Source organism: Rhodococcus sp. 05-340-2 (assembly GCF_002258915.1).
Classification (GTDB): Bacteria; Actinomycetota; Actinomycetes; order Mycobacteriales; family Mycobacteriaceae; genus Rhodococcoides.
Map to the genome: position 1 here is coordinate 195,494 of NZ_NOYU01000038.1, position 24,408 is coordinate 219,901.

Here is a 24,408-nt window from a genome sequence, read left to right on the forward strand (position 1 = left end):
TAGCCTAACCGACCCATCGAAGCTTGGATCAGGTGCCAGGCGTCGGGCGACCCGATCAGCAGTTGGAGGTAGCCGGTACTCCGGCGAACCGCTGGTCGATCCACTCGAGCGCCTGAGGCAGGCCGAGTACTGCCGCAGTCAGGTGATCGTTGCTGGGCACCTTCACCTCGGTCACCAGCACTCCGGCGCGGCAGTATCGGGCGATCGTGTTGTCGATGGCGCTGACCGGGATCAACGCATCGGAGGGGCTGTGCCACTCGAAGTACGGTGCCTTCGGTACGCCGGGGTACAGCTCGACGCTGTTGTCGTTGACTGCGGCGATCGCCTCCGGGCTGCTGATCAGGTCCAGCGTGCCCGCGACCTCCATGGCACTCTTGCCCGCGCCTGCCGCGATGATGTCGTTGGTGCACCCGTTCTGGATCTGGCTCTCGATCTGCTTACCGAGCGGGTTGAGCTGAGAGCTGATCGGGATGCGGGTGGGGTACTCGCGTTCGATACCGAGCGCGGCAGCGAACGCCAGACCGAACATGGGGTGCGGAGCGAAACCGAGATCACGGGCCATGCGCTCGAGGTTCATCGGAGCGCCACCGTTCGCGCTGCCGACGATGTTCAGCTCGGGGGCGTAGTCGTTCTGAAGCGCAGCAGCCCATGCCGTGGCCATTCCGCCACCGGAGTAGCCGGCCAATGCAACCGGGCTCTGCTGAACCTGGATGGGATCGAAGCGCTGAGTGGCGCGAATGCTGTCCAGCACGATCTGCCCGCCGAGCTTGGCGGCACCGTATGCGCTGTTCGGTCCGAGGTGATCGGCGATCACTACCGTCCAGCCGCGCTGCAGCACCGCGTTCAGAGCTGGTGCTTCACGAATCTGAAGATTGGGGTCGTTCGACCAGAGTGCTTGTGAAGGTGCACATTCGAGACCGAGTGCATTGATGATGTGTTGGTAGGAAAGTAATGGGCCATTCGGTGCTTTGTTCTGCGGAACCAACACGGTATTGATTGCGGCGATGGGATCACCGGCCGAATTGGTGGAGCGGAAATTCAGCTGCCACACGTCCACGCCGAAGAATCCGGGGGGCGGTGGCATCGGGCGGCTGGAGATCACGTCGCCCGGTGCGAGCGCGTCGAGATCCACGGGCGGAGAGTAGAAGCCGTCCGCGATAGGCGTCGGGTACAACGGCGCAGCAGCAGCGTGACCTGCGCCGACGAGCGACGAACACAGAACTGCAACCGCCGTCATGCTGACAGCGCCTGCCAACTTGAGAACCCGCATGTCGAAAACCCCTCCGTGCCTGAACCGAAGCGACGAGCGCTGCGGCGATCTGGCAAGCCCCCGTAGAGCCGGCCCGCAAACCGATATAGCTGATGATGCGTGACTTGTTACGCTCCCCCAGAAACGATGGGCGCAACGGTACGCATCCGCTCATTTTATGGCAACCGTACGTTCCCTATCCTTGTTTCTTCGATCGGGTCCAAGTTTTTCACCCGGGCATTCTCGTCATTCCTGACGCACCGCCTTCGGTTCCTTGTCCGGGCGCAGACCACGCCAGCTCGGATGCCGCAGATGGCCCGATTCCGTCGCCTCGTAGAACCGCACCTCGCCGACGAGTACAGGCTCGACCCATACCGCTCCGTTCCGATCGGCCGCAGGCAGTACCGAAGAGAAGGGACTGTCCGACGCCTCGAGCGGGGCGAGGAGGGCAGCGAGTGTATCGAGCGCACGGTCGTCGAACCCGGTTCCGACGCGTCCTACGTAGCGCAGTCGGTCATTGTCGGGTATCCCCATCAGCAGGGAGCCGAAGCCGCCCGCACGACGACCCTGGCCTCGACGCCACCCACCGATCACGACCTCCTGCGTTCGCCAGTTCTTGTGCTTGATCCACGTATGGGCGCGCTTGCCGGGTTGGTAGACGGAGTCGGTGCGTTTGGCGACGACGCCTTCCCAGCCCCGTTCTCGGCTCTCCGCGACGGCGTCCGCGGCGGAACCGGTCAGTCGCGGAGGCACCAGCACCGAGTCGAGTCCGGTGGTCAGTAGTTCGAGCAGCCGTCGTCGATCCGAGTACTTCTTGCGCAGCAGTGACGTGCCGTCGAGGTAGAGCAGATCGAAGGCGATGAATCGGATGTCGTCACGGGTGGCGTTCTGCAGTTTCTCGAAACTGCTGACGCCGCTGTCGTCGAACACGACGACTTCCCCGTCGACGACGGCGTCGTGCTCGGCCAGGTCGTCTGCGAAAGATTGGAGTGCGCCGAACTTCTCGGTGTAGTCGTTTCCGCTGCGCGTGCGCAGCGTCATCGAACCGTGCGTGAGTTCGGCGACGATGCGGAACCCGTCCCACTTGCCCTCGAACGACCACTCGTCATCCGGGAGGTCGAGGACGTCGCCGGCGGTCGCGAGCATCGGTGAGATGTTCTTGGGTGTGGGATTTTCCGGCGTGTGTTCTTCCGGGGTCGTTCGGGCGTCGGGTGCGCCTTTCATCAGATGCATGAGCCACTGATTGCCCTTGGTGCGGATCAGGGCGAAGCGCCCGGTCGCCTTCTTTCCGTGCAGGACGACGATGACCTCGTCGTCTCGCCACTTCTCGAGTTCGTAGGTTCCGCTGTCCCAGATCGAGACGTCGCCGCCGCCGTACTCGCCCTTCGGTATCCGACCGGAGAACGTCGCGTACTCGAGTGGGTGGTCCTCGGTGTGCACCGCCAGCCGGTTCTGCTTCGGATCGTCCGGGATGTTCTTGGGGACGGCCCACGAGACCAGGACGCCGTCGTGTTCGAGTCGAAAGTCGTAGTGCAACCGTCGGGCATGATGCTCTTGGATGACGAACGTGTCGTTGTTGCCCTGCGGCTCGGTGGTGGTCGGTATCGGCTCGGGCGTCTTGTCGGCGCTGCGCATGCTGCGGTACTTGACCAGTTTGTCTGTGGCAGGGCTACTTTCGGATGCCGACTGCATGGTGGGGTCCAGTTGTGCCAGTAGATCGCCGAGGTCGTGGAATCGCTCCAGGACCTCCTCGAACCGAAGCTGTTGCAGCCCCGACGCTTCCAGCTCGTCCCAGGTACGTGGTGCCGCGACGGTGGGGAGCGTTCGCCCGCGGAGCGAGTACGGGGCGACCGTCGTCTTCTTGCCGTTGTTCTGGCTCCAGTCGACGAACACCCGTCCGGTTCTCTTCGCCTTCGCCATCGTGGCCGTAACCCGGTCCGGGGAGCGCTCTTCGAGCAGCGTGGCAACACGTTTGGCCACCGTGGACGCCCCTGAGGTCGACAGTGGTTTCTCCAGCGGCACGTACAGGTGAATTCCCTTGCTGCCGCTGGTGACCGGAAATGCGGTCATCCCGATATCGCCGATCAGATCCCTTATCTCGCAGGCCACTTCGGCGCACCGGGCGAGATCCACGTCGTCACCGGGATCGAGATCGAAGACCATGCGGGTGGCAGGGCCGGGTTCGGTGCCGTCGAACCGCCACTGTGGCACATGCGCTTCGATGGCTGCCTGTTGGCCGAGCCACGCCAGATCGGCTGCGGTGGAGAACAGTGGGTAGGTGACGACGCGGTCGGAATGCTGCATCGAACGCCGATCGAGCCAGTCGGGGGCAGACGCGGCGAGGTTCTTCTCGAAGAACGACGACTGGTCGACGCCGTTGGGCCAACGCTTGCGGGTCACGGCTCGGCCGACGAGGTGCGGCAGCATGGCGGGTGCGATGGCAACGTAGTACTCGATGATGTTGCCCTTGGTGGTGCCGGTTTCGGGGAACAGCACTTTGTCGAGGTTGGTGACGGAGACCTTCCGATCTTCGATCTCGAGCGTGGCCATCGTCTCAGGTTAACGGCCGCCGTCTGAAGATGCGGGAGAGTTGTGACAGGCTCGATCTCATGGCAACGATCAGTGTCTCGGTACAGATGCCCGAGAATCCGCAGGGCGCGTGGGACAAAGCGTCCGCGCTCGACCGGTTCGACGAGTGGATGACCATCCACGGTGGGTGGTGCAGTCCACCGCCGAAAAAGGTCGGCAAGGGTACCGAGGTGGAGTCGTTGGTGAAGGTGAAGGGCTTCAAGAACACGATCAACTGGACCTTCACGGAGTACGACGAGCCGAAGCTGATCGAGATGTCCGGCCGCGGCAAGGGCGGGGTGAGAATTTCGCTGACTGTCCATGTGCGTGAGGCCGAGGGCGGATCGGAACTGACGCTCGATGCGAAATTCGGCGGAGGTGTGCTCTTCGGTCCGGTGGGATCGGTGGTGGCGCGGGCACTGGACACCGATGTGAAGAAATCCGTTGCGAACCTGGCGGCGTTGAGCTGATAGGTCTCTGCTGAAGTAGCTGCACGACAACCCCTTCCAGCCCCGAACCGGTGTTTCGGTGCGGGGCTGGTCTCGGTTTCGATGGTTATGCGATGTGGGGGCCTGCGCGGGCGTGCGATTGCCTGGGTTGTCGGTAGGGATCCACTGATGCTGGTGGTACGAACCAGGGGTGGTTGTCGGTGCCGATGAACACTTCCCAGTCACTGTGGTGGATCAGGCGGTGGTGGAATCCGCAGAGGAGGACGAGGTTGTTCATGTCGGTGGGGCCGCCGTCGCCCCAGTGCCAGATGTGGTGGCCTTCGGTCCAGGCGGCGGGTTTGCCGCAGCCGGGGAAGGCGCAACCGTGATCGCGGGCGGTGAGGGCTGTGCGTTGTTTGGCGGTGATGGTGCGGGCGGTGCGGGCGAGGTTCAACGGGTTGCCGTTCTCGTCCATCACGATGGCGGTGAGGACACAGTCGCAGGCCAACTGACGGGAAGTGTTGCGGGACAGTGGTCCCATCCACGGCAGCCGCCCGACCGAAGTGCCGTCGCCGAACAGGTCGCGATACGCGCCACGATCCGCTGCACAGCCTTCGCTGCCGTTTTCGTGGCCCAGCTCGGTTGCGGTGTCAGGGGTGACGGGGTTTCCAGTGTTGATATCGACCGGATCGACGGTGTCGGTGTCGGATTCGGCTGTTGCGCGTGAGGTTTCGTCGTCGGTGATGTCGTCGGCGTCGCCGCGGCTGTGGAGGTCGGTGAGGTCTTGCAACCGGATGTGCAGGTTCAGGTGCGGTCGTTCACCGCCTTCGATGGGGCGATCACTCGAGGCGAGGTAGTGGTCGAGGATGTGTCCGAAGGCGTCGGCTCTGCGTTTGGCGGGGCTGCGGTCGTCTTGGGTGCCGTCGGCCGCGGGGTGGGGTTCGGTCAACGGCGAGAGCGCGGTGAGCAGCTTTTCTCCGGTGATCGCATCGAAGTCGCCTTTGAGTACCAGTCGCCCGTTCAGGGTTGTGGAGGCGAAGAGTTCGTTGCGGTCGGTGTTCTCGGCGGGTGGTTTCTTGGTGCCGAAGCTGTCTTCGAGTCTGGTGATCGCTGCTCGGATCCGGCCGGTGCGAGCGTCGGGTCCTGTCGCAGCTTTGATCAAGGCGGCGCGGGCCATATCGCGACCCTCTTCCGGCAGGTTCTCCGGTGGGGTTTCGGCGAAGGTGAGGATCAACGCGGCGTGATCGACGGACATCACCCCGGTGTTCACGGCGTCGGCGATGTCGGGAAACGCAGCCATGCCGCGGGCGAGGGCGACGATCTTGGTGGCCTTGGACGGTGAGAGAAGGGTGGTGGAGGTCAGCCAGCCGGCGGGTCCGGGGAAGCCGAGTTTCTCCCGGCTCACGCGGGTGTCGATCTCGGCGACGAGAGCAATCCGCCGGGCCTCCAACAACTGGATCTGGTGGGAGACCGCAGCGGCATCGGCGAGGAGTTCGCTCTCGCTCAGTTGCCAGATCTTCGTGGTCATGAGAGCAAGTGTATCGAACGCGCGTTCGACTGGCAACCATAGTGCAATCGAAAACTATTGCCCTGCATAACTATTCGATGCTCGGGACCTGTCGGACGTATGTGATAGGGCGGCCGCCGCCGTGTTGGAATGATGGTCGCCGCGGTTCCGATCACGATCACGAGCAGCGCGGCAAGTATCTCGATGTCCTGTCCGAAGTCGACGAACAGCGGTGCATAACTCGAGCCCATCGGCCGGCCCCCTGCGTCGCGATGAACGGCCGACTTCGCGGCCGGGCCGGTGGGGGGGAGCGTCACATACATACGTCAGCTGCGAGGGCGGCTACGACCCGAGGGGACGGTTCTGCCTCGCCTGTTCGGCATGTCGTCCATGGCGAGACTGATCGTCGTGCGAGTACTGAGCGGAGATCGAAACCGTGGTGTGTCGACACTTCAGCCAATAGGGCGAAATTAGAACAGACCCCTACTGCTGTCGAGTCTTTCGCAACCACCACAGTCCCGCGATGGGGAGGATGACCGGGATGAAGACGTATCCGGATCCGAAGTGCGACCACACCGTCGGCTCCGGGAAGTCCTGCGGCTGGATGTAGCTGAGGGTGCCGATGCCGATGACTCCGACGAGTTCGATGATGCAGGACACCGTCACCACTCGGCGGGATGCTTCTGTTGCTCGCGCCAGTCCTACGGTGGCGACGATGTAGACGACTGCCGCGAAAGCCGACAGCAGATACGCCACCGGTGCGTCGTCGAATCGAGTGGTGAGCTGCACGATCGAGCGCGCTGTCGCGGCGACGGCGAACACGGCGTAGACGGCGATGAGGAAGCGCCCGAATCCGGTGCGCGTGGCTTGCTGGAGGTTGTCAGGCATATCCGGCCCAAATCTGGCTCAGGCGCAGCACCATGGCCGCGAGGGTGAGGACGGCAACGAGGAGAACCGCTGTGCCGCCGCGGGAGCGGTCGCCCAGGGACCACCACGTGCCGAGGGGGAGCAGGAACAGCAGCCCGACGAGGTAGGACCCGAACGTCAGCCGGTGTATCTCGCGGTCCGAGGTGAACATCATGACGAACCCGATGACGGCCTGCAGCGCGACGACGGCCTCGGTGGCGGCGATGGTCCAGAACAACGCTCGATCGGACTTGTTCTTCAACAGGACCGGTCGGTTCATGGCGAGCTTCGCGAGCACCCAGATGCCCACTACCAGCGACAACGCATACAACAAGCCGGTGACGGCGCCGATCATCGAGTTCCTCGTCCTGCTCGCAGTGGATAGGTGGACCGGTCTTCACAGTAGTCGCGTAACACCACGTCAACACTGTGAGGCCCTGGCAACACGGAGTTGTTCCGAGCGTGACCAATCGGAAATGGATGGGGCTTGTACTTGTTCCATGGCCGAAGAGGATCTGCTCTTTCGCCGGACATGACCTCTCTTCCTCAGGTGGCCATCGGTGTCCACCGCATCTCGAGTATTTGCCCACTGCATTCAGCCAGCTCTGCGAACCTCAGGAGACACCCGTGTCAGACCTCGACCAGTCCATCGCCGAGAACATCAAGAAGTCCCTCGAAGAGATCCCGCACCCTTCACTCCCCAAGGGCAGCAACATCTACGGCTCCACCAAGATCTTCCCCGACTACAAGGCCGAGAACGGCGAGAGCTACTTCACGCTGGTGCACGGCATCGCGCACGAGTCGTCGGTCTCCTTCGTCGCTGTGCTCCAGGCAACGCGCGCCCTGCGTAAGGGCTTCGAGTCGGCTATGTACTTCTACGGCCCGGGCGCTATCAATTGCCTTGCCACTCGCGGCTTTCCGACGACCGGTGACTCCGGCTTCCCAGGCGAGCAGAACATCAACGATTCGCTCGCGACGTTCATCGCCGAAGGTGGCACCGTGTTCTGCTGCCGCTTCGGGCTCGCGCTGCACGGTGGCCGCGAAGAGGACCTCATCGAGGGTGTCATCCCGGCCCACCCCCTCGACGTGCAGGACGCGCTGATCCATTACGCGCGCAAGGGTGCCATCATCAATTCGACCTACATGGTCTAGGGGATCCCGATGTCCATCTCTACGCGTGTGGATCTGGCGTTGCTCGGAATTCGAGGAGCAACGCCGGTGTCCAGAACTGCCGGTGCCGGCCCGAGTGACGATGGACATGTCCGCATCGATGGCCTCGGCGCAGCCATCCCGCGCAATCCGCTCAGCCCGTACGTACTCGAAGAGGGTCGAGTGTTGTTCGACGGCAACGACATCGGTCTCGATGTCGAGGCCGTCGACCGGCCGAAGTTCTACGACCTCACCACCGCCGACGGGATCGCCTACGAGAAGATCGCCAAGCTCCACGGCTCCAGTGTTCTCGCTACGACCGTGGTGCAGACGTGCATCCGTTACGACGCCGATCAACGCTGCCGCTTCTGCTCCATCGAGGCCTCGCTCGACGCCGGCGACACCATCGCCGTCAAGACCCCGGCGCAACTCGCCGAGGTAGCCGAGGCTGCGGTGCGGCTCGACGGCGTCACCCAAATGGTCATGACGACAGGCACTTCGGCCGCGAAGGATCGCGGTGCCCGTCATCTGGCCCGTTGTGTGCGCGCCATCAAGGCGGTGGTTCCGCAGTTGCCGATTCAGGTGCAGTGCGAACCTCCCGGCGACCTGCAGACCATTCAGGATCTGTACGACGCCGGGGCCGAATCCATCGGTATCCACGTCGAATCTCTCGACGACGACGTTCGACGCCGGTGGATGCCGGGCAAGGCGTCGGTCTCGATGGACGAGTACCGCGCTGCGTGGAAAGAAGCGGTTCGTATCTTCGGACGCAATCAGGTCTCGACGTACATCCTGGTCGGCCTCGGCGAGGATCCGGACGAATTGGTAGCCGGGGCAGCGGAACTCATCGAGATGGGTGTCTACCCCTTCGTCGTTCCGTTCCGTCCGCTCGCCGGAACGTTGGCGGTGGACGTCGACCGCGCGACGGCCCCCGGCCGGGACGTTCTCGAAAACGTCACCCGACGCGTCGCCAAGGAACTTCAGGCCGCGGCGATGCTCGGATCGGAACAGAAGGCAGGCTGCGCGGCATGCGGTGCGTGCAGCGTTCTGCAGAACGCGGGAGGCTGACATGTTCGGTGTCGTAGAACCGGGCGACCTTGCCGGATTGTCGGGTACCGCAACCACTGTCGTCGAGCCCGGTTTCATCGTCCAACCGTGCGGAAGCGCAGTGCAACTCGACGCCTATCGTGCGCTCCGGAGAGCGACCTTCGTTGCCGAACAGGGCTTGTTCGCCGGCACCGATCACGACGACGTGGACGACGATCCGCGAGCAGTCGTTCTGGTCGCCACCGACCGGGACGGCACTGTGCTCGGCGGAGTTCGGCTAGCACCATACACGGCAACGGATTTGGGGTGGTGGGCCGGAAGCCGTCTCGTGGTCTCTGCCGCGGCGCGCACTGCCGGTGTCGGGCCTGCCCTTGTTCGGGCAGCCTGCGCCCACGCCGAGAGTCGAGGCGTGCTTCGCTTCGACGCGACGGTGCAGAAGGGCAACGAGCACTTGTTCACCCGCCTCGGGTGGATTCGCCGCGGCGACGTCGTGGTGGCCAACACGCCGCACGTGGCGATGTATTGGCCGATCGACCGCATCGAACGGCTCGTCTCCTCGACCAAGGCGATGCTCGCCGGGGTACTCGCACCCCTTCGTGCACAGCCGCTCGGCCTCGGTGCCAAAGGCTTTCGCGGAGACGACGGCGTTCCGGTACCAGGCAGCGACATGATCGCAGCGTGTGATGCCATCATCCCGTCCATGGTCGATCGCGACCCGGAGTGGGCAGGCTGGTGTGCCGCGCTGGTCAATCTGAACGACCTCTCGGCGATGGGGGCAGGAGCCGTCGGCATGCTCGATTCCGTCGGAGCGCCCACACAGTCCCGACTGACTCGCATCATTCGCGGTCTCGCCAATGCCTCTGCAGCGTGGCAGGTTCCGGTGCTCGGTGGCCACACCCAGGCCGGGGTGCCGTCGTCGTTGTCGGTCACCGCGCTCGGCCGGACCTCGCAACCGGTACGGGCGGGCGGCGGAAGCGTCGGCGATCGGTTGAGGCTGACTGCAGACATCGAAGGGGAGTGGCGACGCGGATACCATGGCCAGCAATGGGATTCGTCCTCTCGTCGGAACTCCGACGAACTGACGGCAATGGCGTCGTTCGTCGCCCGCACCGCACCCAAGGCCGCCAAGGACGTCTCGATGGCAGGCTTGGCCGGCACCACCGGAATGCTCGCCGAGGCGAGCGGAACCGGCGCCGTACTCGACATCGCCTCGATACCGAAGCCCGACGCAGCGTCGATGGGCGAATGGATCACGTGTTTTCCAGGGTTCGCGATGATCACCGCGGACCGTCCCGGTGCACCTACTGCACCGTCCGGACCTGCACTGTCCGCAGTCTGCGGAGAGCTCACCGACATTCCGGGCGTCGCGCTGCGATGGCCCGACGGAATCACCACTCGCGCGGTCACGTCCACCGTGACCGGATTGGGAGAAGCATGACCACCCACCCGAAGCCCGTGACCATTTCTGTCGCCGCAGCCGAATTCGGTCGCGACATGGAACAGGGTTACGCCACCATCGCCGCGTTGCTCGAGGAATCACGCAATCGCGGCAGCCAACTGCTCGTCCTGCCCGAGGCCTGCCTCGGCGGCTACCTGCCGACCCTCGGCGGCGGCGACGAGACCGAGGAATCGCGACAGCGGCGGCTGAAGGCACTGCCTCCCGCTCTCGAACTCGACGGGCCGGAGATCAGGCGCGTCATCGACATGGCGGGCGACACCGTCATCACCTTCGGCTTCTGCGAGAAGGACGGGGACACCCGCTACAACGCCGCTGTGACGGTCGACGGCAGCGGCATCCTCGGCTCGTATCGCAAGGTGCACCAGCCGCTGGGTGAAAATCTCTGCTACGACGCGGGAGACAGCTACTCCGCTTTCGACACTCCGATCGGCCGCATAGGCATGCAGATCTGCTACGACAAGGGATTCCCCGAGGCAGCACGGGAACTGGCGCTCGACGGTGCCGAGATCGTCGCCTCCATCTCCGCCTGGCCGACGGCACGCACCGCCACTGTCGAGAACATGGAGGAGGACCGGTGGAAGCAGCGGTTCGACATCTACGACAGAGCCCGCGCTCTCGAGAACCAGATCATCTGGGTCGCAGCCAATCAGGCAGGTACCTTCGGATCTCTCCGATTCGTCTGCAGCGCAAAGATCGTCGGGCCGGGAGGAGAGATCCTCGCGGGCACGGGCGTCGAACCGGGCCTGGCGACGGCCACCGTCGACGTCGCTGCCCTCATCGGCGCAGCACGGGGCGGCGGGATGTACAACCTTCGCGATCGTCGGCCGTCCGTATACCGGACCATCACGAAGGAGCCGATCCATGCCTGAGATGTCGTTCCTCGTTCGATGGCCCGACGGACGCGAACAGTCCTGCTATTCACCGTCTCTGGTGATGCACGACTACCTGACGCCCGGCGAGGAGTACCCGGTGGCGGAGTTCGTGCAGCGCACGTCGGAGGCACTGACGATCGCCAGCGATCGAGTGCTCGCCAAGTTCGGCATGCGGTGCACCTCTGCCGCACAGCAGATGGAGGAGATTCACGGTGTCAGTACCTCGTACGAGGCCGGTGCCGTTCGCGTACTGAGCATGTCGGGAGCTGAATTGCTATGAATCCGAACAGTGTGACAGAGAACCACTCCGTGATCGTCATCGGCGGCGGCCAGGCGGGCCTGTCCATCAGCTGGCATCTGACGCAGCGTGGCATCGAACATGTTGTGCTGGAGCGCGACACGATCGCGCACGAGTGGAAGGACTCCCGCTGGGACAACTTCACACTCGTCACGCCCAACTGGCAGTGCGCACTTCCCGGATACTCCTACGACGGTGACGATCCCGACGGGTTCATGCAGCGCGACGAGGTCCATGCCTTCGTACGCCGCTACGCCGAAAGCTTCGCGGCGCCGGTACGAGAGCATGTTTCGGTCGATCAGGCACTCCAGTCTGCGGCAGGTGGCTTCGATCTGCAGACCTCCGCCGGCCCCATGCATGCCGATCAGATCGTCGTCGCCGTCGGTGGGTACCACATCCCCACCATCCCGAGGTTCGCCGAAAAGCTGCCACGTGACATCGTCCAGATCCACTCCTCCGAATACCGCGGGTCACACCAGTTCCCGGACGGAGACGTGCTTGTGGTCGGCACCGGACAGTCCGGAGCCCAGATCGCCGAGGACCTGCACCTCGACGGCCGACGCGTCCACCTGGTGGCAGGCACCGCTCCCCGCGTCGCACGCTTCTATCGTGGGCGCGACTGTGTCGCCTGGTTGCACGACATGGGGGTTTACGATGTCTCCATCGAAGATCAACCCGGCGGCGTCGGCAAACGCGAGAACACGAACCACTACGTCACCGGACGTGACGGTGGTCGAGACATCGACCTGCGCGCATTCGCCACCGAGGGGATGCAACTCTACGGCCGACTGCTCGGAGTCGAGGACGGCGTTCTGCAGTTCGCACCCACTCTCGGGGCATCTCTCGATGCAGCGGATCGGGTGGCCGAAAGCATCAAGGACAACATCGACGCCTACATCGAGCGCGAGGGAATCAGCGCTCCCACCGAGGATCGCTACGTGCCGGTGTGGCGTCCGGAGATCGAGACCACCGAACTCGACCTCGCTACCGAGGACATCAAGGCCGTCGTCTGGTCGGTCGGCTTCCGGACCGACTACCGATGGCTGAAGGTCGGTGCCTTCGACGGTGAGGGTCACCCGACGCACAACCGCGGCGTCACCTCGGTGCCGGGCCTGTACTTCCTGGGCCTGCCGTGGCAGCACACCTGGGGCTCGGGTCGTTTCGCCTCGGTGGCCCGAGATGCCGCGTTCCTGGCGGATCAGATCGGCCTCGAGATCAGTGCCGTGCAGTCGCGAAACACCGAGCAGTCTCAGGGCTCGGCGCAGCCGCAGAGTCAGATGGTCTGAGAGTTCCGTGGCCCCCATCAAGATCGGCGCGCTGGCAGCGCATTTCGGCAGAGATGTCGATCGGGCCGTACTGAAGATCACCACGATCATCTCCAGTGCGGCGCGAGAAGGCATCGATCTCCTGGTGCTGCCCGACGCGTCCCTCGGGGGCTACATCAACAGCCTGAGCAATCCGGATCCCGCGGAACTCCCGCCCACCCTCGATCCCGACGGCCCGGAGCTGGCGGCGATCATCGCCGCGGCCGGGAACATGACGATCTGCATCGGGTACACCGAGCTGTCGAAAGGGTTGCGGTACAACGCTGCCGCCTGTCTGACGGGAGACGGCATTCTGGGTAGTCACCGCAAGGTGCACCAGCCGCTCGGGGAGTCGCTCGCCTACGCGGCCGGTGACCACTTCGAGGCGTTCGATACCCCGGTGGGGCGGATGGGGATGCTGATCGACTACGACAAGACATTCCCGGAGTCGGCGCGGACGTTGGCACTGGACGGCGCGAGAATCATTGCGGCGCTGTCTGCGTGGCCCGCAAGCGTCACAGATCGGGCATCGTCGTTGCCGAACGATCGGCAGTCCCGTCTGTTCGATCTGTACGACGCAGCCCGGGCCGCCGAGAACCAAGTGGTACTGGTCTCGTCCAATCAAACCGGAGTGATGGGTTCCCTGCGCTTTCTCGGGCAGGCGAAGATCGTCGGGCCCGGTGGCGACGTCCTGGCGCGGACCTGGTCCAAAGGTGGCCTTGCGGTGCACGAGATCGATGTCGACGCAGAGGTCGACCGGGCCCGCCGGGGGCTACATCACCTGGCGGAGCGTCGCGTGGACGCGTATCCGAATCTGTTGCAGGAGAAGCCGAGTCAGTGAAGATCAGTCTGTCGACCTACTCGTCCAAGCCGCGCGGTGGAGTGGTGCACACACTGGCGCTGGCCGAGGCGTTGGCGCGCGCCGGACAGGACGTGTCGGTGTGGTCTCTCGGCCGCGGTGGCGACAGTGCGTTCTTTCGTGACGTCGACCCAGCGGTGACCGTGCGAATGGTGCCGTTCGAGCAGCGCGAGAACGAGAGCGTCGGAGAACGGATACTGCGGTCCATCGATGTTCTGCGGCAGGCCTTCACGCCGGACGAGTACGACATCGTCCATGCGCAGGACTGCATCTCGGCCAATGCAGTTGGCCGCTGCATCAGGACCATCCACCACCTGGACGAGTTCACCACGCCCGAGCTGGCCGCGTGCCACGAGCGTGCGATCACCGCCCCGTACGCGCGGATCTGCGTGTCGGCAGCGGTGGCGAGCGACGTTCACCGTGGGTGGGGATTCGATCCCACGGTCATTCCCAACGGCGTCGACGCCGAGAGGTTCACCGCAGCCGAGCAATCGGGCCGTACGCACTGGCGCGAGAAGCTCGGCCGATACGTGCTCGCAGTCGGAGGTATCGAACCACGCAAAGGCAGTCTCGATCTGCTCGACGCCTTCGACCGGCTGCGGGCGCACGATCTACGACTGGTCTTCGCCGGCGGCGAGACGCTGTTCGACTATCGAGACTATCGGTCGGAGTTCGACCGCCGCGCAGCCGAACTCGGTATCGAGCCGGTGATACTCGGAACCGTCGACGACGACGAGTTGCCGCACCTCGTGGCGCAGGCCGCCGTGCTGCCGTTCTTCTCCACCAAGGAGGGCTTCGGACTGGCCGCCATGGAGGCTCTCGCCGCATCGACTCCCGTCGTCGCGCGAGATCTACCGGTACTGCGGGAAGTGTTCGGAGACAGCGTCACCTACGCGTCCACAACGACGACCATGGCAGCCGAGCTCGAACGTGCCGTGCGGGAACCACGGAATCCGCAACCGGGCCTGACGCTCGCACACAGCCTCACGTGGGACGAGGCCGCCCGTCGACACCTGGAGTTCTACTCCTCGCTCCGGTGACCGCCTCGTTTGTTGCGCTTGAGTCGATGGGGCTTGAGCTTGTGGAAACCCTTGACTCGTAGTGAGCGAATCGATTTGAGGTAGAACTCGGAATCGTGACGCAGTTCCTCGGTCATGACGGTATCGACGAGAGTGGTTCCGGGATTGGCCGAACTGGTAAGGCGCGCAGCGATGTTGACAACCGACCCGTACAGGTCGCCGTAACGGGCGAGAACCGGGCCCCAGGCCAGCCCGACCCGCAGGTCCGGCATGTCTTCCTGCTCGGCGAAGGCGTCCTGCAGATCGAGGGCGATGTGAGCAGCGTCCTCGGGGGTCTGCGCGCTGAACATCACCTCGTCGCCGACGTTCTTGATCACCGAACCGCGGCCGCGGGCAATGATATTGGTGGCCAGAGACTCGAACTCCTCGAGGAGAGTCGTGAGTTCGCCGATATCGAGTCGACGCGTCAGGCTGGTGTAGCCCACCATGTCGGCGAAGCCGACGGCCATGACGGGGCTGTCGGTGACGTCGTCGGGAGCGGCGATGGACCGTCCGGCCGCCGCGGCCAAGTGTCGTCGCCAGGTGTACGCCTGGAGTGCTTCGAGGGTGGGGACCGTCTCGGCTGCGATATCCCTGGCGTTGCGCCGGATGGCGACGATGTCGTTCTTGTCCTCGTCGCTGCTGGTGATGCGCTCGAGGATGTGAGAGTTCACAACGCCCACTTGCCATTCCGCGAGCCTGGACATCGACTGACCGAGGGTGCGCGCGATGGCGACCTCCATCTCGGGCTTGATGACCTTCTGCTCGGTGAGTCCGGTGATCAGCTTCAGTGCCTCGAGGTCCGCATCGGTGTAGACGACCGCCTCGGTGTCGGTGTGAATGGGAAAGCCCATGCCGATCCACAGCGCGATGACCCGTTCGAGCGGCAGCCCCGACTTGGCGACGATGTCGGACCGGGTGTACTTGGGGGTGCCCCCCAGGAGATTGCGTTCGATCTCCGCTTGCACCACCGAGTTGATCTGGTTCTCAGGCATATCCCAACGTTCTGTCGAAATAGGAACGGACATCGTCCACGTAGGCGTCGATCTTGTCGGGCTCCCAGTCCGTGGTGGGAATGGGCTCGCCGATGGTGACCTTGACGGTACCGGAATGGACGGTGAAATCCTTTTTCCACATCACGTCGCCTGCATTGTGGATGACGATCGGAACGATGGGCACTCCGGCCTGCATCGCCAGGTGGAAGCCCCCCTTCTTGAACCGTCCGAGACGCGACGTCGGCATCCGCGTGCCTTCGGGCGCGATGGCGACCGAAATGCCACTGTGCAACTTCTCGATGGCCGGACGCATCGCCTCCCGCGCCTGAGCGGGATCGCCACGGTCGACGTAGGCGACGTCGAAGATCCTCCCCAGCAGTGCGAATCGTGGGTCGCGTTCGAGTTCTCGCTTGGCGACCGCGGTGATGTCCCGTCGGAGAATGGAGGTGACGATGATCGAGTCGGCGGTGCTCTGATGGTTGAACATGAACACAGCAGGCCGAGCCGACCACGCGTTCTCGGTCCCGGTCACGTCGAGCTTGACGCCGGCGATGGTCAGCGCGATGTCCGGCGCAATGGTGCTCGTGATGTTCGCTCCGTTGCGGCGGCTGCGCGTGAGCAGTCCCAGCCCCAGTCCGATCGATGCACTGGCCAGCACCGACCCCAGTGCGGCGGTGCTGCGCACGGCGGAGGTCAGATCGGTGCCGCGCTTGGGACTCTCCAACGTCAGCGACGGCCACTGCTTCTTCGCTGCGTACCGCTGCAGCTCGGGATCCGGGTTCAGGGCGACGGGGCGGCCGACGGCCTCGAGCAGCGGCACATCTTCTCCGCCGTTGGAGTAGGCGAAGCAGCCGGCGAGAGCGATTCCCTCACGTTCGGCGTAGTCGATCGCGGCCTGTGCCTTGCGTGGTCCCCACAGCGAATCGCCGACCAGCTCGCCGGTCAGTATTCCGTCGGTGACCACGGGGGTGGTGCACAACAGTGTCTCGAACATCATGTCCTGCTGGACCGGCAGCGCCTGGTACGGCGTGGCCGAGGTGGCCATCACCAGTCGATGCCCGGCGTGGCGGTGGGCCTCGACGAGGATGCGGGCCTGCGGGTAGATCATCGGCGCGATCTCGTTGCGGAACAGCGTGTCTGCCTGTTCCATCAGATCCTCTTCCCGACGGCCCTCCAGACCGCGGACGGCCTTGCCCATCAGGTTGTCGACCGGGGAGTTGCGCATCCGCATCTCGACGACGGCGCTCGATATCTCCCACAGTTCCTTGACCGTCACGTCGAGGGTCTTGAGCCGTTCGAGAAACACTGCACGGGCCGAGAATCCGTTGATCAGGGTGCCGTCGAGATCGAAGAACGCAACGGTGTCGCGGCCGGGTGGAGCGGCGGCGATCGCGATCAGTCGATCGTCGAACTCGGTCATGAATTGTTCTCCTCGGGGGCCGAGATCGGTTCCACCTCGCGCAGCATGCGGTGGGCCATGTCGCGGATCGTACGCACCTTGCGTGCCCACTCGTCGATCTCGAGTGCAAAGTCTCGACGTCGGCGTGCGACACCGTCGGAACTTGAATCGACGAGATCGCGATTCTCCGCCAATTGCAGTGCAGTATCGAACAATTCGCCGGAGATCGACTCGCTGTGATCGAGCTGCTGACGGAGCCGTCTGGCCTGCGCAGCACCGAGGCACTCCGAGATGAACTTCGCCTTGTCGAACTCACCGCTCTGAGGCAGCAACATCAGCTGATCGGCAACCACCTGATACGCCTCGAAGATCGGCTGCAGAACGCGGTGGGCCAGATGCAGATCCTGTGACTGAAGTTGTCGCGCAGCGTAATCGGGGTCGCTGATGTGGGTCCGCCAGTCCGGATCGATGAGATCGACCTCGGATTCGAGCCGTTCGCCGAAGTCCTTCTTGTCGCCGAAGAAGAACTCGAACTTGAGCAGATCGCGCAACTGCAGTGCCGACTGCCACAGCGATTCCTGAGTCAGTGGTGCCGAATCGCCGCTGGTCGGTAGAACGACCAACTCGCCGATGGCGCGCATGACGAAGAAGTGGATTGCGTTGTTGCGGAAGAACGCTGCCACCAGATGCTTGTCCTGAGCCAGATAGAACAGGGGCTCGGGGCCGTCGTCGAAACGTTTGACGACGTTGGCGTTGACCTGCGCGATGACGGCCGAGCGCACGACGTCGACGTCGGCGATGTCCACGCCTCCCGCGGTGGGCAGGTTGCGGCGTTTGATGTACCGCGCGAGCGGGGCGATGATGGCCCACATCTCGTTGACGTTGAGGGCGCGATCCTCGATGCCGAGCAGGGCCATGGTCACCAGCGCTGCCGGCGTCACCGGAGTCGCGTCGTTGATCGCGTGGGAGACACCGAGCGCGATCTTCTGCACCGCCACTCGCTTGTCGGTGTTCTCGGCGACGATCGACGCCACCGACATCGGCTCTCCGAAGTTGAGATACACGTTGCCGCGCAACGTGCCCTGCGCGCGGATGTAGCCGATGGCCATCCGAATGCCCTCGGCCTGCTTCTTCGCGCCGTGCGATTCCTCGGCCATCGCGCCGACCTCGTGCAGACGGTCGTAGGTGATGGACGTCGGAACCAGATAGACGTCCTCTGCATCACTGGTCTCGAGTGCGTCGACCAGATAGGTCAACAAACCGAACCGCGGCGGGCGCAGCTTTCCGGTGCGGCTTCGGCCACCCTCGATGTACCACTCGAGGTTGAACCGCTTGCTCAGCAGGAAGCTCATGTACTGACGCAGCGTCCACTTGTAGATCGCGTCGGAGAACTTGCGCTGGATGAGTACGACGCCACTGCGTTTGGCGATCGGGCCCAGCGGCCAGAAGCCGACGTTGATGCCGCCCATGACGTGGTTGAGCGGCAGACCTTCGGCCAACAGTGCCGGACGCAGCACGAGCGGGTCGAGATAGGAGCGGTGATTGGGTAGGAACACCAACGGATAGTTCTTGTTGAGTTCGCGCACCTTCTGCAGCTGATCGCGGTCCACGTCCACCTTGTACGCCCGCGAGAAGTAGGCCCCGAGGGTTCCCCACATCTCGACTGCGCGGCGGGTCTCGGTTGCGACCATCTCGCCGAGGATGTCCTGGACGCGCTTGTCGACGGCCTCGCGATCCTGGCCGACCTCCTCCGCGAGTTCGGTGATTCCGTCCCGGAACTTCTTCTGCTCCGTCATGTCCTCGACGACGAAGCGCGGGATCTTGTACTCGGAGCCGATGACGCCGCGCTCGGCCTTGTCCAGAGCCAGACTGGCCTGACGCAGAATGAACGACGACAGGGACGTGCCGCCGCCGCGCTCGAACCGGTCCTGCAGATCACTGAGCGTTGCGGGCTCGCCGACGAGAACTGCGGAGTGGTCGGGGTCGTCGCCTGCCACCCATCGCTGCCACACCTGCGTGGGCTTGGACCGACCACGGGGCGCGAAGATTCGGTGCAGAATTCCGTTCTTGCGATCGGAGAGCGTCACCCGCAGTGGGATCAGCAGCGGATCGTCGGCGTATCCGCGAACACTGTCCGACAGTGACGTTTTCGCCTCACCGGAGAGCACAACCGAGGGCGGTCGGGGTTCCCCGTCCGGCGTGGTGGCGTCGATCCACTGATTCAGAGCCTGAACCTCGAGGGTGGATTTGGCATCGAGCAAATACACGTGCGGACCGTCGCTGAGCGACTGCTCGTCCGCGTCGAGGTGGTACATCGAGACTCCTGTTCCGTACCGTCGCAAGAAGGCACGCCGCCAGGCTACGCGGCAGAAACCGCGCGCGAGGGTGGTTCGGCGAGGGCGGTTCCCGGACGTCGATCTCACCGAGAGGCGCGCAGCTACCGACCGGTACTCGGTACGGGTCGACGGCAGTTCGGGTGGACTCGAGCGGCGCGCGCGAGGGCTGTCGTATAGAGTCGAAGACATCGGCCTTCTCGGCCAACCAGATCTAAGTGTTAATCGAAGTAACAGTTACTTGCGGTTACAGTTACTTGGATTAACAGATAAACCTTCTCGATGCGGCGATCCGACGCGCCCTGCGCTGCCCCGGCCACATCTCACCAGCATCTGTGCGACAGTATTCGCAAACACTTTCGAGAAAGGCCGGTAGTCGATGCCACCCCGTGGGCGCGCTGTGAACGATTCGTTGACTCCCGAGAATCTGACGACACTGGCCGCGGCGCTCGCCGAGGGACGTCGGGCCACCGTCTATCTCCGCGAACCGAACCCGAGCCTCGGCCTGCCCGACGGCACCTCGGCGAAGGTCGTGTCGATCGACGGCAACACGGTCACGATCAGTCCGAAGGGCGTCAACGACGAATTGCCCTACGAGGCCGAGGAACTGCGCATCACCCGCAATCCCGCCACACCGCCCGCGCCGGCGAAACGAGTGGCGGCCAAGCGAATCCCGCCGTCCGCGCCGGCACAGCCGCAGGCGTCCGCCCCGGCCCCGACCCCGACCCCGAAGCAACCGGCCGCAGCCGTTGCCCCGAAGGCGCCCGCAACGCCGACTGCGTCCACTCCTTCCACTCCTGCTGCTTCGACGGTGCCCGCGCCGAGCCAGGCGTCGCGTCGACCGAAGAAGGCTCCAGGGGGAATCAGTGTCACCATCCATGCTGGGGCCGACAACGATTGGTCGGTCACGGTCACCCAGGGCGCGAAGCGGCCCACCAAAGCGCAACCGGTGAGCCCTGAGTCGGTGAGCCGCGCTGTTCGAGAGTTGGGCGACCCCACTGCACGCGACGCAGTCGAGGCAGTGATCTCCCACGCGCGCGAGGAAGCCGCCCGACGCGTTGCAGAACTGAGCCGTCAACTCGAGGAGGCGCGCACGACGCTTGCCGCCCTCGAGCAGGACGTATGAACGACTCGCTCGTGTTCGTACACCTGTTGTTGCTAGGGTTCTGCCGACACCGCTGAGAGGGAGTACATGTTCAAGAAATTCATGCTCGTCGTCGTGGGGGCGGCTGCAATCGTAGCCAGCGTCGGCGTGGGGTCCGCATCCGCGGCCACTCCAGCTGCTCTCGGCGGCGGCTCGGGAATCATCGTCGGAGGCGCGGCCGAGTGCACGCTGACGACGATCGGTAACGACCGCAACGGAAACCTGGTCGGCTTCACCGCCGGTCACTGTGGCCAAGCGGGTGCCTCCATCGTCCCCGAGTACGACACCTCCCTCGGTGAGGTCGGCCGCATCGCGTTCTCCAACCCGGAATACGACTACGCCCTCATCGAATTCCAGCGTGACAAGGTCGCACCGATCAACCGCGTCGGCAACGTGACCATCTCGCAGGTCGGTCCGCCGACGGCGTTCCCGAACATCGTCTGCAAGGAAGGCCGTACCACCGGCAACACCTGCGGACTCGCGTACGGCGACGTGCTGCAGTCGCAGGAGACCTGGGCGCAGCTGTGTGTCGTCGAAGGTGACTCGGGCAGCCCGGTCGTCGTCGGCAACACCCTCGTCGGCATGGTCAACGCCTACCTCGGCGTGGCGTGCTTCGGACCCGAGGTCGGCACCAACTTCGACGCGATCCTTCGCAACGTCGATCAGGGCAACGGACTCGGCGCCGGATTCGTCCCGGCTCCCTAGATCCACCACGCTTCGGCCGAAGGCCCCGCTCGCGCACCACATCGCGCGAACGGGGCCTTCGTCGTTCGCGCGGTCCGCGCTGCTTTCAGCGGGCGCGAGCGGACGAGTCGGACGACCGAACGTCGGCGACGATGCGTTCCGCGTCCTCCGGCGCGATTCCCAGCAGCACCAGGCTCGACGTCGTCGCCGCTCCCGCCGGGTCGCCGATCAGTCCGGCGTTGGTGGCGTCGAGAATCGACAGCGCAATGGCCTCGATGTTGAGGATCAGTACTTCTGCCGCGAGGTACGAGGAGAACACACCCTCGCGCTGTCCTCGCCGGATGACTGCGGCGGCCGACTCGCGCATCGGAGTCAGTAGATCGTGAATGCTGTTGTGTCCCAGATCGGATCGTGCGACCGCGAGCAGTAGCCGGTACTGATCTCCGACGCGCGCCAGGGCCAGCGTCTGCCGAACGAACACCGTCACCGCCGATTCGTCCGCGGCTGGAACTCGGGTGAGCGCAGCCGAAATTCGTTCCGCTGCCTCGAGGGCGATACCGTCGATCAGGGCTTCGCGAGAGGCGAAGTGGGCGTAAACGGTTCGCCGGACAACTCCCGCAGCGGCTGCGACGTCGTTGATGGTTGCATCAGGATTGTCCGCCAGGACCCCTTGTGCGACATGCAGAATTCGCGCCCGGTTGGACCGGGCGTCACGTCGTTGCACGGGCGGCGCTGCTGCGTCCCGTGCATTCGAACTCGACTCCGTCGTCTTACGCACAGGACAACATCTAGCACGATCTCGGGCGGGGAGTGTGGTTGCCGCCACAAAAGATTGCCGATCCTAGCCGACGCTTCGTAAGCTGCACAGCACTGTGCAAGGTGTGTCTCGCACCTTGCCAACGGGGGGGAACACACGATGACACTGCTTGCGATGACGCCTGTCCAAGATATGCACAAACCGTACCCGCGACGCTGGTCGGCGCTGGTGGTGTTGTGCCTGAGCCTGCTGATCGTGGTCATGGCCAACACGTCCCTGTTGGTCGCCGCACCGTCGATGACACTCGACCTGAGCCTGACGAGCAGCGACCTGCAGTGGGTGATCGACGGCTACACCGTCCCCTACGCGTCGTTGATGTTGCTGTGCGGTGTGATCGGAGATCGCTACAGCCGCCGCGGCGCACTGATTCTCGGCCTGATCATCTTCGTCGCCGGTTCTGTGGCCGGGGCACTCACCGACGCCACCCTCGGGGTGATCCTGGCCCGCATCGTCATGGGTGTTGCCGCTGCCATCGTCATGCCCGCCACACTGTCGCTGTTGGTGGCGACCTTCCCCAAGCGGGAGCGCGCCACCGCTGTGACCGTATGGGCGGCCACCTCGGGACTGGCGATCGCGGCCGGGCCGCTGTTGGCGGGCTGGCTCCTCGAGAGCTTCACCTGGCACTCGACGTTCCTGATCAATGTTCCGATTGCGTTGGCCGCCATCGTCGGAGCCGTCGTGCTGGTCCCGCCGTCACGGGCCGTCGATCCGGGTGCGATCGACTGGATCGGTGGACTGCTGTCGGTGCTGGCCGTGTCGACCATCGTCTACGCCATCATCGAGGGGATGCACTTCGGCTGGACGGTCGGGCCGTTGTACTTCGCGCTCGTCGGACTGCTGTCCGTCCTCGGCTTCGTGGGATGGGAACTGCGCCATCCCAATCCGCTGCTCGACGTCCGGATGTTCTCTTCCCGCATCCTCAGCGGTGCCACCCTCGCGGTGCTGATCTTCTTCCTCGTCACCTTCGGTGCGATCTACTTCGTTGCCCAATACCTCCAGTTCGCTCTCGGCTACGGCCCGGTGTCCACCGGCGTTCACCTCCTGCCGTTGGCCGGTGCAGTCTTCGTCGGATCCGGAATCACGATGTGGCTCACGCCGAAACTGGGACCGCGCATCACCGTCACCGCAGGCATGATCGTCGGAACGCTGTCGGTCGTCTCGCTCATCGGAATCGATGCGACGGCAACGTACTCCGACTTTCTTCCCGTGCTGACGCTGCTGGGTCTGGCAATCGGCCTGTCCGTCTCGCCCTGCACCGACTCCATCATGGGTGAATTCCCCGACAGCAAGCTCGGGGTGGGCGGCGGCCTCAACGACACCGCCCTCGAACTCGGCGGATCGCTCGGCATCGCGGTGCTCGGATCGGTGCTCGCCGCGTCCTACCGTCAGGGAATCGAAGGATTTCTGCAGACCTTCCCCGGAAAGCAACCGAACGGCCAGTACACCGGTCAGGCTGCGGAAGGGCTTGCTGCATCACAGGATTCGCTGGCAGGTGCGGTGATCGTCTCCGACGTCATCCGCGACCAGAACGCATTCCTCAGTGGGTTCGCCGACAATCTCGAAGCCAATGCCGTCGCGGCGTTCGGTGACGCCGTGGTGCACACGAGTGTTGTTGCCGCCGTGGTGTTCGGCGTCGGCACCGTGATCGTGGCGCTGCTCATCCCGTCCAAGAATACGGCGCTGGTGACAACGTCGGAGAAGATCGCGTTCGAGCCGATCGTGCCCTTCGTCGCACCGCCGGCCAAGGACCCGGCAGCAGATCGGGAGGTCGCCGAGCTCGAGCAACTACTGGAGCGGCCGTCGGCGAAGCCCCAGAAATCCGGCTCACGGCACGCATTGCGAACCGTACAGGCATCTACGCACTTGGCCGAGCCTGCTCTGGTGGACGCCGAGCTCGGGCGTCCCAGCATCTATCAGCTCGCTTCGAAGGTGTACGAGCTCGACGCCTCCGTCGCCCGACAGGCCACGGTGGACAGCAAGTCCGGCGACCGCGTGACGATCCACCAGCTCGCGCTGTCCAACCTGGCGCGCACCCGACGCATCGAGGCCGAGGAAGCTCTCGACGCTGCGCTCGAACTGAGCGATCTTCCGGTTGCGCCCGCACCGGAGCCTGCCGAACCCACTGCGCCGTTGCAGACCTTCTACCAGCGGGCCAGCAAGCAACACGCGAACTGCACGGCATTCAAGGAGCGCTCGAGTTCCATGTGGGCAATGCCGCTGTAGTTCGGCCCTACCCCGCCCGCCCGCGTCAATGGACCATTGCACCGCCGAGACGTATGCAAAGTGCCATCGACGCGCACGGTGTCCTTGCGTGAATGGACTTTTGTCTCCC

The 24,408-nt window shown here is 64.4% G+C and carries 21 protein-coding genes; 12 read left to right on the plus strand and 9 right to left on the minus strand.

The features are described 5' to 3' along the window. Positions 1-55: 55 nt before the first annotated feature. Both CH271_RS23580 and CH271_RS23585 read right to left on the minus strand, forming a co-directional pair. Positions 56-1,270 carry a lipase family protein gene (locus CH271_RS23580; protein ID WP_037194829.1) on the minus strand — a complete coding sequence of 405 codons (1,215 nt, stop codon included), beginning with the start codon at positions 1,268-1,270 and terminating at the stop codon, positions 56-58. 225 nt (positions 1,271-1,495) lie between these two features. Next, positions 1,496-3,799 carry an ATP-dependent DNA ligase gene (locus CH271_RS23585; RefSeq protein WP_094635065.1) on the minus strand — a complete coding sequence of 768 codons (2,304 nt, stop codon included), beginning with the start codon at positions 3,797-3,799 and terminating at the stop codon, positions 1,496-1,498. Positions 3,800-3,858: 59 nt separating this feature from the next. On the opposite strand from CH271_RS23585, the gene CH271_RS23590 reads away from it, so the two are divergent. Continuing rightward, entirely contained in the window at positions 3,859-4,287 is a 429-nt protein-coding gene (locus tag CH271_RS23590) for a type II toxin-antitoxin system Rv0910 family toxin (protein ID WP_032396781.1), read from the plus strand. An 85-nt stretch (positions 4,288-4,372) separates the two neighbouring features. Here the strand turns inward: CH271_RS23590 and CH271_RS23595 are convergent, their stop codons facing one another. The 3 genes from CH271_RS23595 to CH271_RS23605 form a co-directional block, all read right to left on the minus strand. After that, positions 4,373-5,773 carry an HNH endonuclease signature motif containing protein gene (locus CH271_RS23595; RefSeq protein ID WP_094635066.1) on the minus strand — a complete coding sequence of 467 codons (1,401 nt, stop codon included), beginning with the start codon at positions 5,771-5,773 and terminating at the stop codon, positions 4,373-4,375. Between the two features lie 462 nt (positions 5,774-6,235). Continuing rightward, positions 6,236-6,640: a hypothetical protein gene (locus tag CH271_RS23600; protein WP_037194821.1), complete on the minus strand. Its 405-nt coding sequence runs from the start codon at positions 6,638-6,640 to the stop codon at positions 6,236-6,238. After that, a complete protein-coding gene (locus CH271_RS23605; RefSeq protein WP_094635067.1) occupies positions 6,633-7,013 on the minus strand; it encodes a hypothetical protein in 381 nt (126 codons plus the stop codon). The genes CH271_RS23600 and CH271_RS23605 overlap by 8 nt, the downstream gene beginning before the upstream one ends. 272 nt (positions 7,014-7,285) lie before the next feature. Here CH271_RS23605 and CH271_RS23610 point away from each other — a divergent pair, with 272 nt between their 5' ends. Genes CH271_RS23610 through CH271_RS23645 form a run of 8 tightly spaced genes read left to right on the plus strand, consistent with a single transcriptional unit; the run spans position 7,286 to position 14,686 of the window. Next, positions 7,286-7,810, plus strand: a complete 525-nt coding sequence (locus CH271_RS23610; RefSeq protein ID WP_027495238.1) for an MSMEG_0572/Sll0783 family nitrogen starvation response protein — start codon at positions 7,286-7,288, stop codon at positions 7,808-7,810. A gap of 9 nt (positions 7,811-7,819) precedes the next feature. After that, the gene (locus tag CH271_RS23615) at positions 7,820-8,875 is read left to right on the plus strand and encodes an MSMEG_0568 family radical SAM protein (protein ID WP_094635068.1); all 1,056 of its coding nucleotides are present in this window, start codon (positions 7,820-7,822) and stop codon (positions 8,873-8,875) included. 1 nt (position 8,876) lies between these two features. Then, positions 8,877-10,292, plus strand: coding sequence for an MSMEG_0567/sll0787 family protein (locus CH271_RS23620; RefSeq protein ID WP_094635118.1), 1,416 nt, complete (start codon positions 8,877-8,879; stop codon positions 10,290-10,292). Next, positions 10,289-11,182: a carbon-nitrogen hydrolase family protein gene (locus tag CH271_RS23625; RefSeq protein ID WP_094635069.1), complete on the plus strand. Its 894-nt coding sequence runs from the start codon at positions 10,289-10,291 to the stop codon at positions 11,180-11,182. Before CH271_RS23620 ends, CH271_RS23625 begins: the two co-directional genes overlap by 4 nt. Then, positions 11,175-11,465 carry an MSMEG_0570 family nitrogen starvation response protein gene (locus tag CH271_RS23630; protein ID WP_094635070.1) on the plus strand — a complete coding sequence of 97 codons (291 nt, stop codon included), beginning with the start codon at positions 11,175-11,177 and terminating at the stop codon, positions 11,463-11,465. The genes CH271_RS23625 and CH271_RS23630 overlap by 8 nt, the downstream gene beginning before the upstream one ends. Before the next feature lie 11 nt (positions 11,466-11,476). Further along, positions 11,477-12,769 carry an MSMEG_0569 family flavin-dependent oxidoreductase gene (locus tag CH271_RS23635; RefSeq protein ID WP_256986525.1) on the plus strand — a complete coding sequence of 431 codons (1,293 nt, stop codon included), beginning with the start codon at positions 11,477-11,479 and terminating at the stop codon, positions 12,767-12,769. Positions 12,770-12,776: 7 nt separating this feature from the next. Further along, a complete protein-coding gene (locus CH271_RS23640) occupies positions 12,777-13,628 on the plus strand; it encodes a carbon-nitrogen hydrolase family protein (RefSeq protein ID WP_094635072.1) in 852 nt (283 codons plus the stop codon). Then, positions 13,625-14,686: an MSMEG_0565 family glycosyltransferase gene (locus CH271_RS23645; protein WP_094635073.1), complete on the plus strand. Its 1,062-nt coding sequence runs from the start codon at positions 13,625-13,627 to the stop codon at positions 14,684-14,686. Before CH271_RS23640 ends, CH271_RS23645 begins: the two co-directional genes overlap by 4 nt. Here the strand turns inward: CH271_RS23645 and CH271_RS23650 are convergent. Genes CH271_RS23650 through CH271_RS23660 form a run of 3 tightly spaced genes read right to left on the minus strand, consistent with a single transcriptional unit; the run spans position 14,668 to position 19,413 of the window. Continuing rightward, complete coding sequence (locus CH271_RS23650) at positions 14,668-15,699, minus strand: adenylate/guanylate cyclase domain-containing protein (protein WP_094635074.1); 1,032 nt, start codon at positions 15,697-15,699, stop codon at positions 14,668-14,670. The genes CH271_RS23645 and CH271_RS23650 overlap by 19 nt on opposite strands. Then, a complete protein-coding gene (locus tag CH271_RS23655; RefSeq protein ID WP_037194802.1) occupies positions 15,692-17,119 on the minus strand; it encodes an HAD-IB family hydrolase in 1,428 nt (475 codons plus the stop codon). The genes CH271_RS23650 and CH271_RS23655 overlap by 8 nt, the downstream gene beginning before the upstream one ends. After that, on the minus strand, positions 17,116-19,413 hold the full coding sequence (locus tag CH271_RS23660) for a glycerol-3-phosphate 1-O-acyltransferase (RefSeq protein ID WP_094635075.1): 2,298 nt from the start codon (positions 19,411-19,413) through the stop codon (positions 17,116-17,118). The genes CH271_RS23655 and CH271_RS23660 overlap by 4 nt, the downstream gene beginning before the upstream one ends. A 397-nt stretch (positions 19,414-19,810) precedes the next feature. On the opposite strand from CH271_RS23660, the gene CH271_RS23665 reads away from it, so the two are divergent. After that, on the plus strand, positions 19,811-20,557 hold the full coding sequence (locus CH271_RS23665; RefSeq protein ID WP_037194797.1) for a DUF6319 family protein: 747 nt from the start codon (positions 19,811-19,813) through the stop codon (positions 20,555-20,557). A 66-nt stretch (positions 20,558-20,623) separates the two neighbouring features. Continuing rightward, on the plus strand, positions 20,624-21,280 hold the full coding sequence (locus CH271_RS23670) for a hypothetical protein (protein WP_037194795.1): 657 nt from the start codon (positions 20,624-20,626) through the stop codon (positions 21,278-21,280). Between the two features lie 85 nt (positions 21,281-21,365). Here the strand turns inward: CH271_RS23670 and CH271_RS23675 are convergent, their stop codons facing one another. Further along, the gene (locus tag CH271_RS23675) at positions 21,366-21,983 is read right to left on the minus strand and encodes a TetR/AcrR family transcriptional regulator (protein WP_037194793.1); all 618 of its coding nucleotides are present in this window, start codon (positions 21,981-21,983) and stop codon (positions 21,366-21,368) included. A 192-nt stretch (positions 21,984-22,175) separates the two neighbouring features. Here CH271_RS23675 and CH271_RS23680 point away from each other — a divergent pair, with 192 nt between their 5' ends. Beyond that, positions 22,176-24,299: an MFS transporter gene (locus tag CH271_RS23680; protein ID WP_094635076.1), complete on the plus strand. Its 2,124-nt coding sequence runs from the start codon at positions 22,176-22,178 to the stop codon at positions 24,297-24,299. Positions 24,300-24,408 lie beyond the last annotated feature (109 nt).

What these genes read in the sequence shown, in the direction of transcription:
- CH271_RS23580 (WP_037194829.1), bottom strand. Translation starts at nt 1,270, where the DNA reads ATGCGGGTTCTCAAGTTGGCAGGCGCTGTCAGCATGACGGCGGTTGCA.
- CH271_RS23585 (WP_094635065.1), bottom strand. Translation starts at nt 3,799, where the DNA reads ATGGCCACGCTCGAGATCGAAGATCGGAAGGTCTCCGTCACCAACCTC.
- CH271_RS23590 (WP_032396781.1), top strand. Translation starts at nt 3,859, where the DNA reads ATGGCAACGATCAGTGTCTCGGTACAGATGCCCGAGAATCCGCAGGGC.
- CH271_RS23595 (WP_094635066.1), bottom strand. Translation starts at nt 5,773, where the DNA reads ATGACCACGAAGATCTGGCAACTGAGCGAGAGCGAACTCCTCGCCGAT.
- CH271_RS23600 (WP_037194821.1), bottom strand. Translation starts at nt 6,640, where the DNA reads ATGCCTGACAACCTCCAGCAAGCCACGCGCACCGGATTCGGGCGCTTC.
- CH271_RS23605 (WP_094635067.1), bottom strand. Translation starts at nt 7,013, where the DNA reads ATGATCGGCGCCGTCACCGGCTTGTTGTATGCGTTGTCGCTGGTAGTG.
- CH271_RS23615 (WP_094635068.1), top strand. Translation starts at nt 7,820, where the DNA reads ATGTCCATCTCTACGCGTGTGGATCTGGCGTTGCTCGGAATTCGAGGA.
- CH271_RS23620 (WP_094635118.1), top strand. Translation starts at nt 8,877, where the DNA reads ATGTTCGGTGTCGTAGAACCGGGCGACCTTGCCGGATTGTCGGGTACC.
- CH271_RS23625 (WP_094635069.1), top strand. Translation starts at nt 10,289, where the DNA reads ATGACCACCCACCCGAAGCCCGTGACCATTTCTGTCGCCGCAGCCGAA.
- CH271_RS23630 (WP_094635070.1), top strand. Translation starts at nt 11,175, where the DNA reads ATGCCTGAGATGTCGTTCCTCGTTCGATGGCCCGACGGACGCGAACAG.
- CH271_RS23650 (WP_094635074.1), bottom strand. Translation starts at nt 15,699, where the DNA reads ATGCCTGAGAACCAGATCAACTCGGTGGTGCAAGCGGAGATCGAACGC.
- CH271_RS23655 (WP_037194802.1), bottom strand. Translation starts at nt 17,119, where the DNA reads ATGACCGAGTTCGACGATCGACTGATCGCGATCGCCGCCGCTCCACCC.
- CH271_RS23660 (WP_094635075.1), bottom strand. Translation starts at nt 19,413, where the DNA reads ATGTACCACCTCGACGCGGACGAGCAGTCGCTCAGCGACGGTCCGCAC.
- CH271_RS23665 (WP_037194797.1), top strand. Translation starts at nt 19,811, where the DNA reads ATGCCACCCCGTGGGCGCGCTGTGAACGATTCGTTGACTCCCGAGAAT.
- CH271_RS23670 (WP_037194795.1), top strand. Translation starts at nt 20,624, where the DNA reads ATGTTCAAGAAATTCATGCTCGTCGTCGTGGGGGCGGCTGCAATCGTA.
- CH271_RS23680 (WP_094635076.1), top strand. Translation starts at nt 22,176, where the DNA reads ATGACACTGCTTGCGATGACGCCTGTCCAAGATATGCACAAACCGTAC.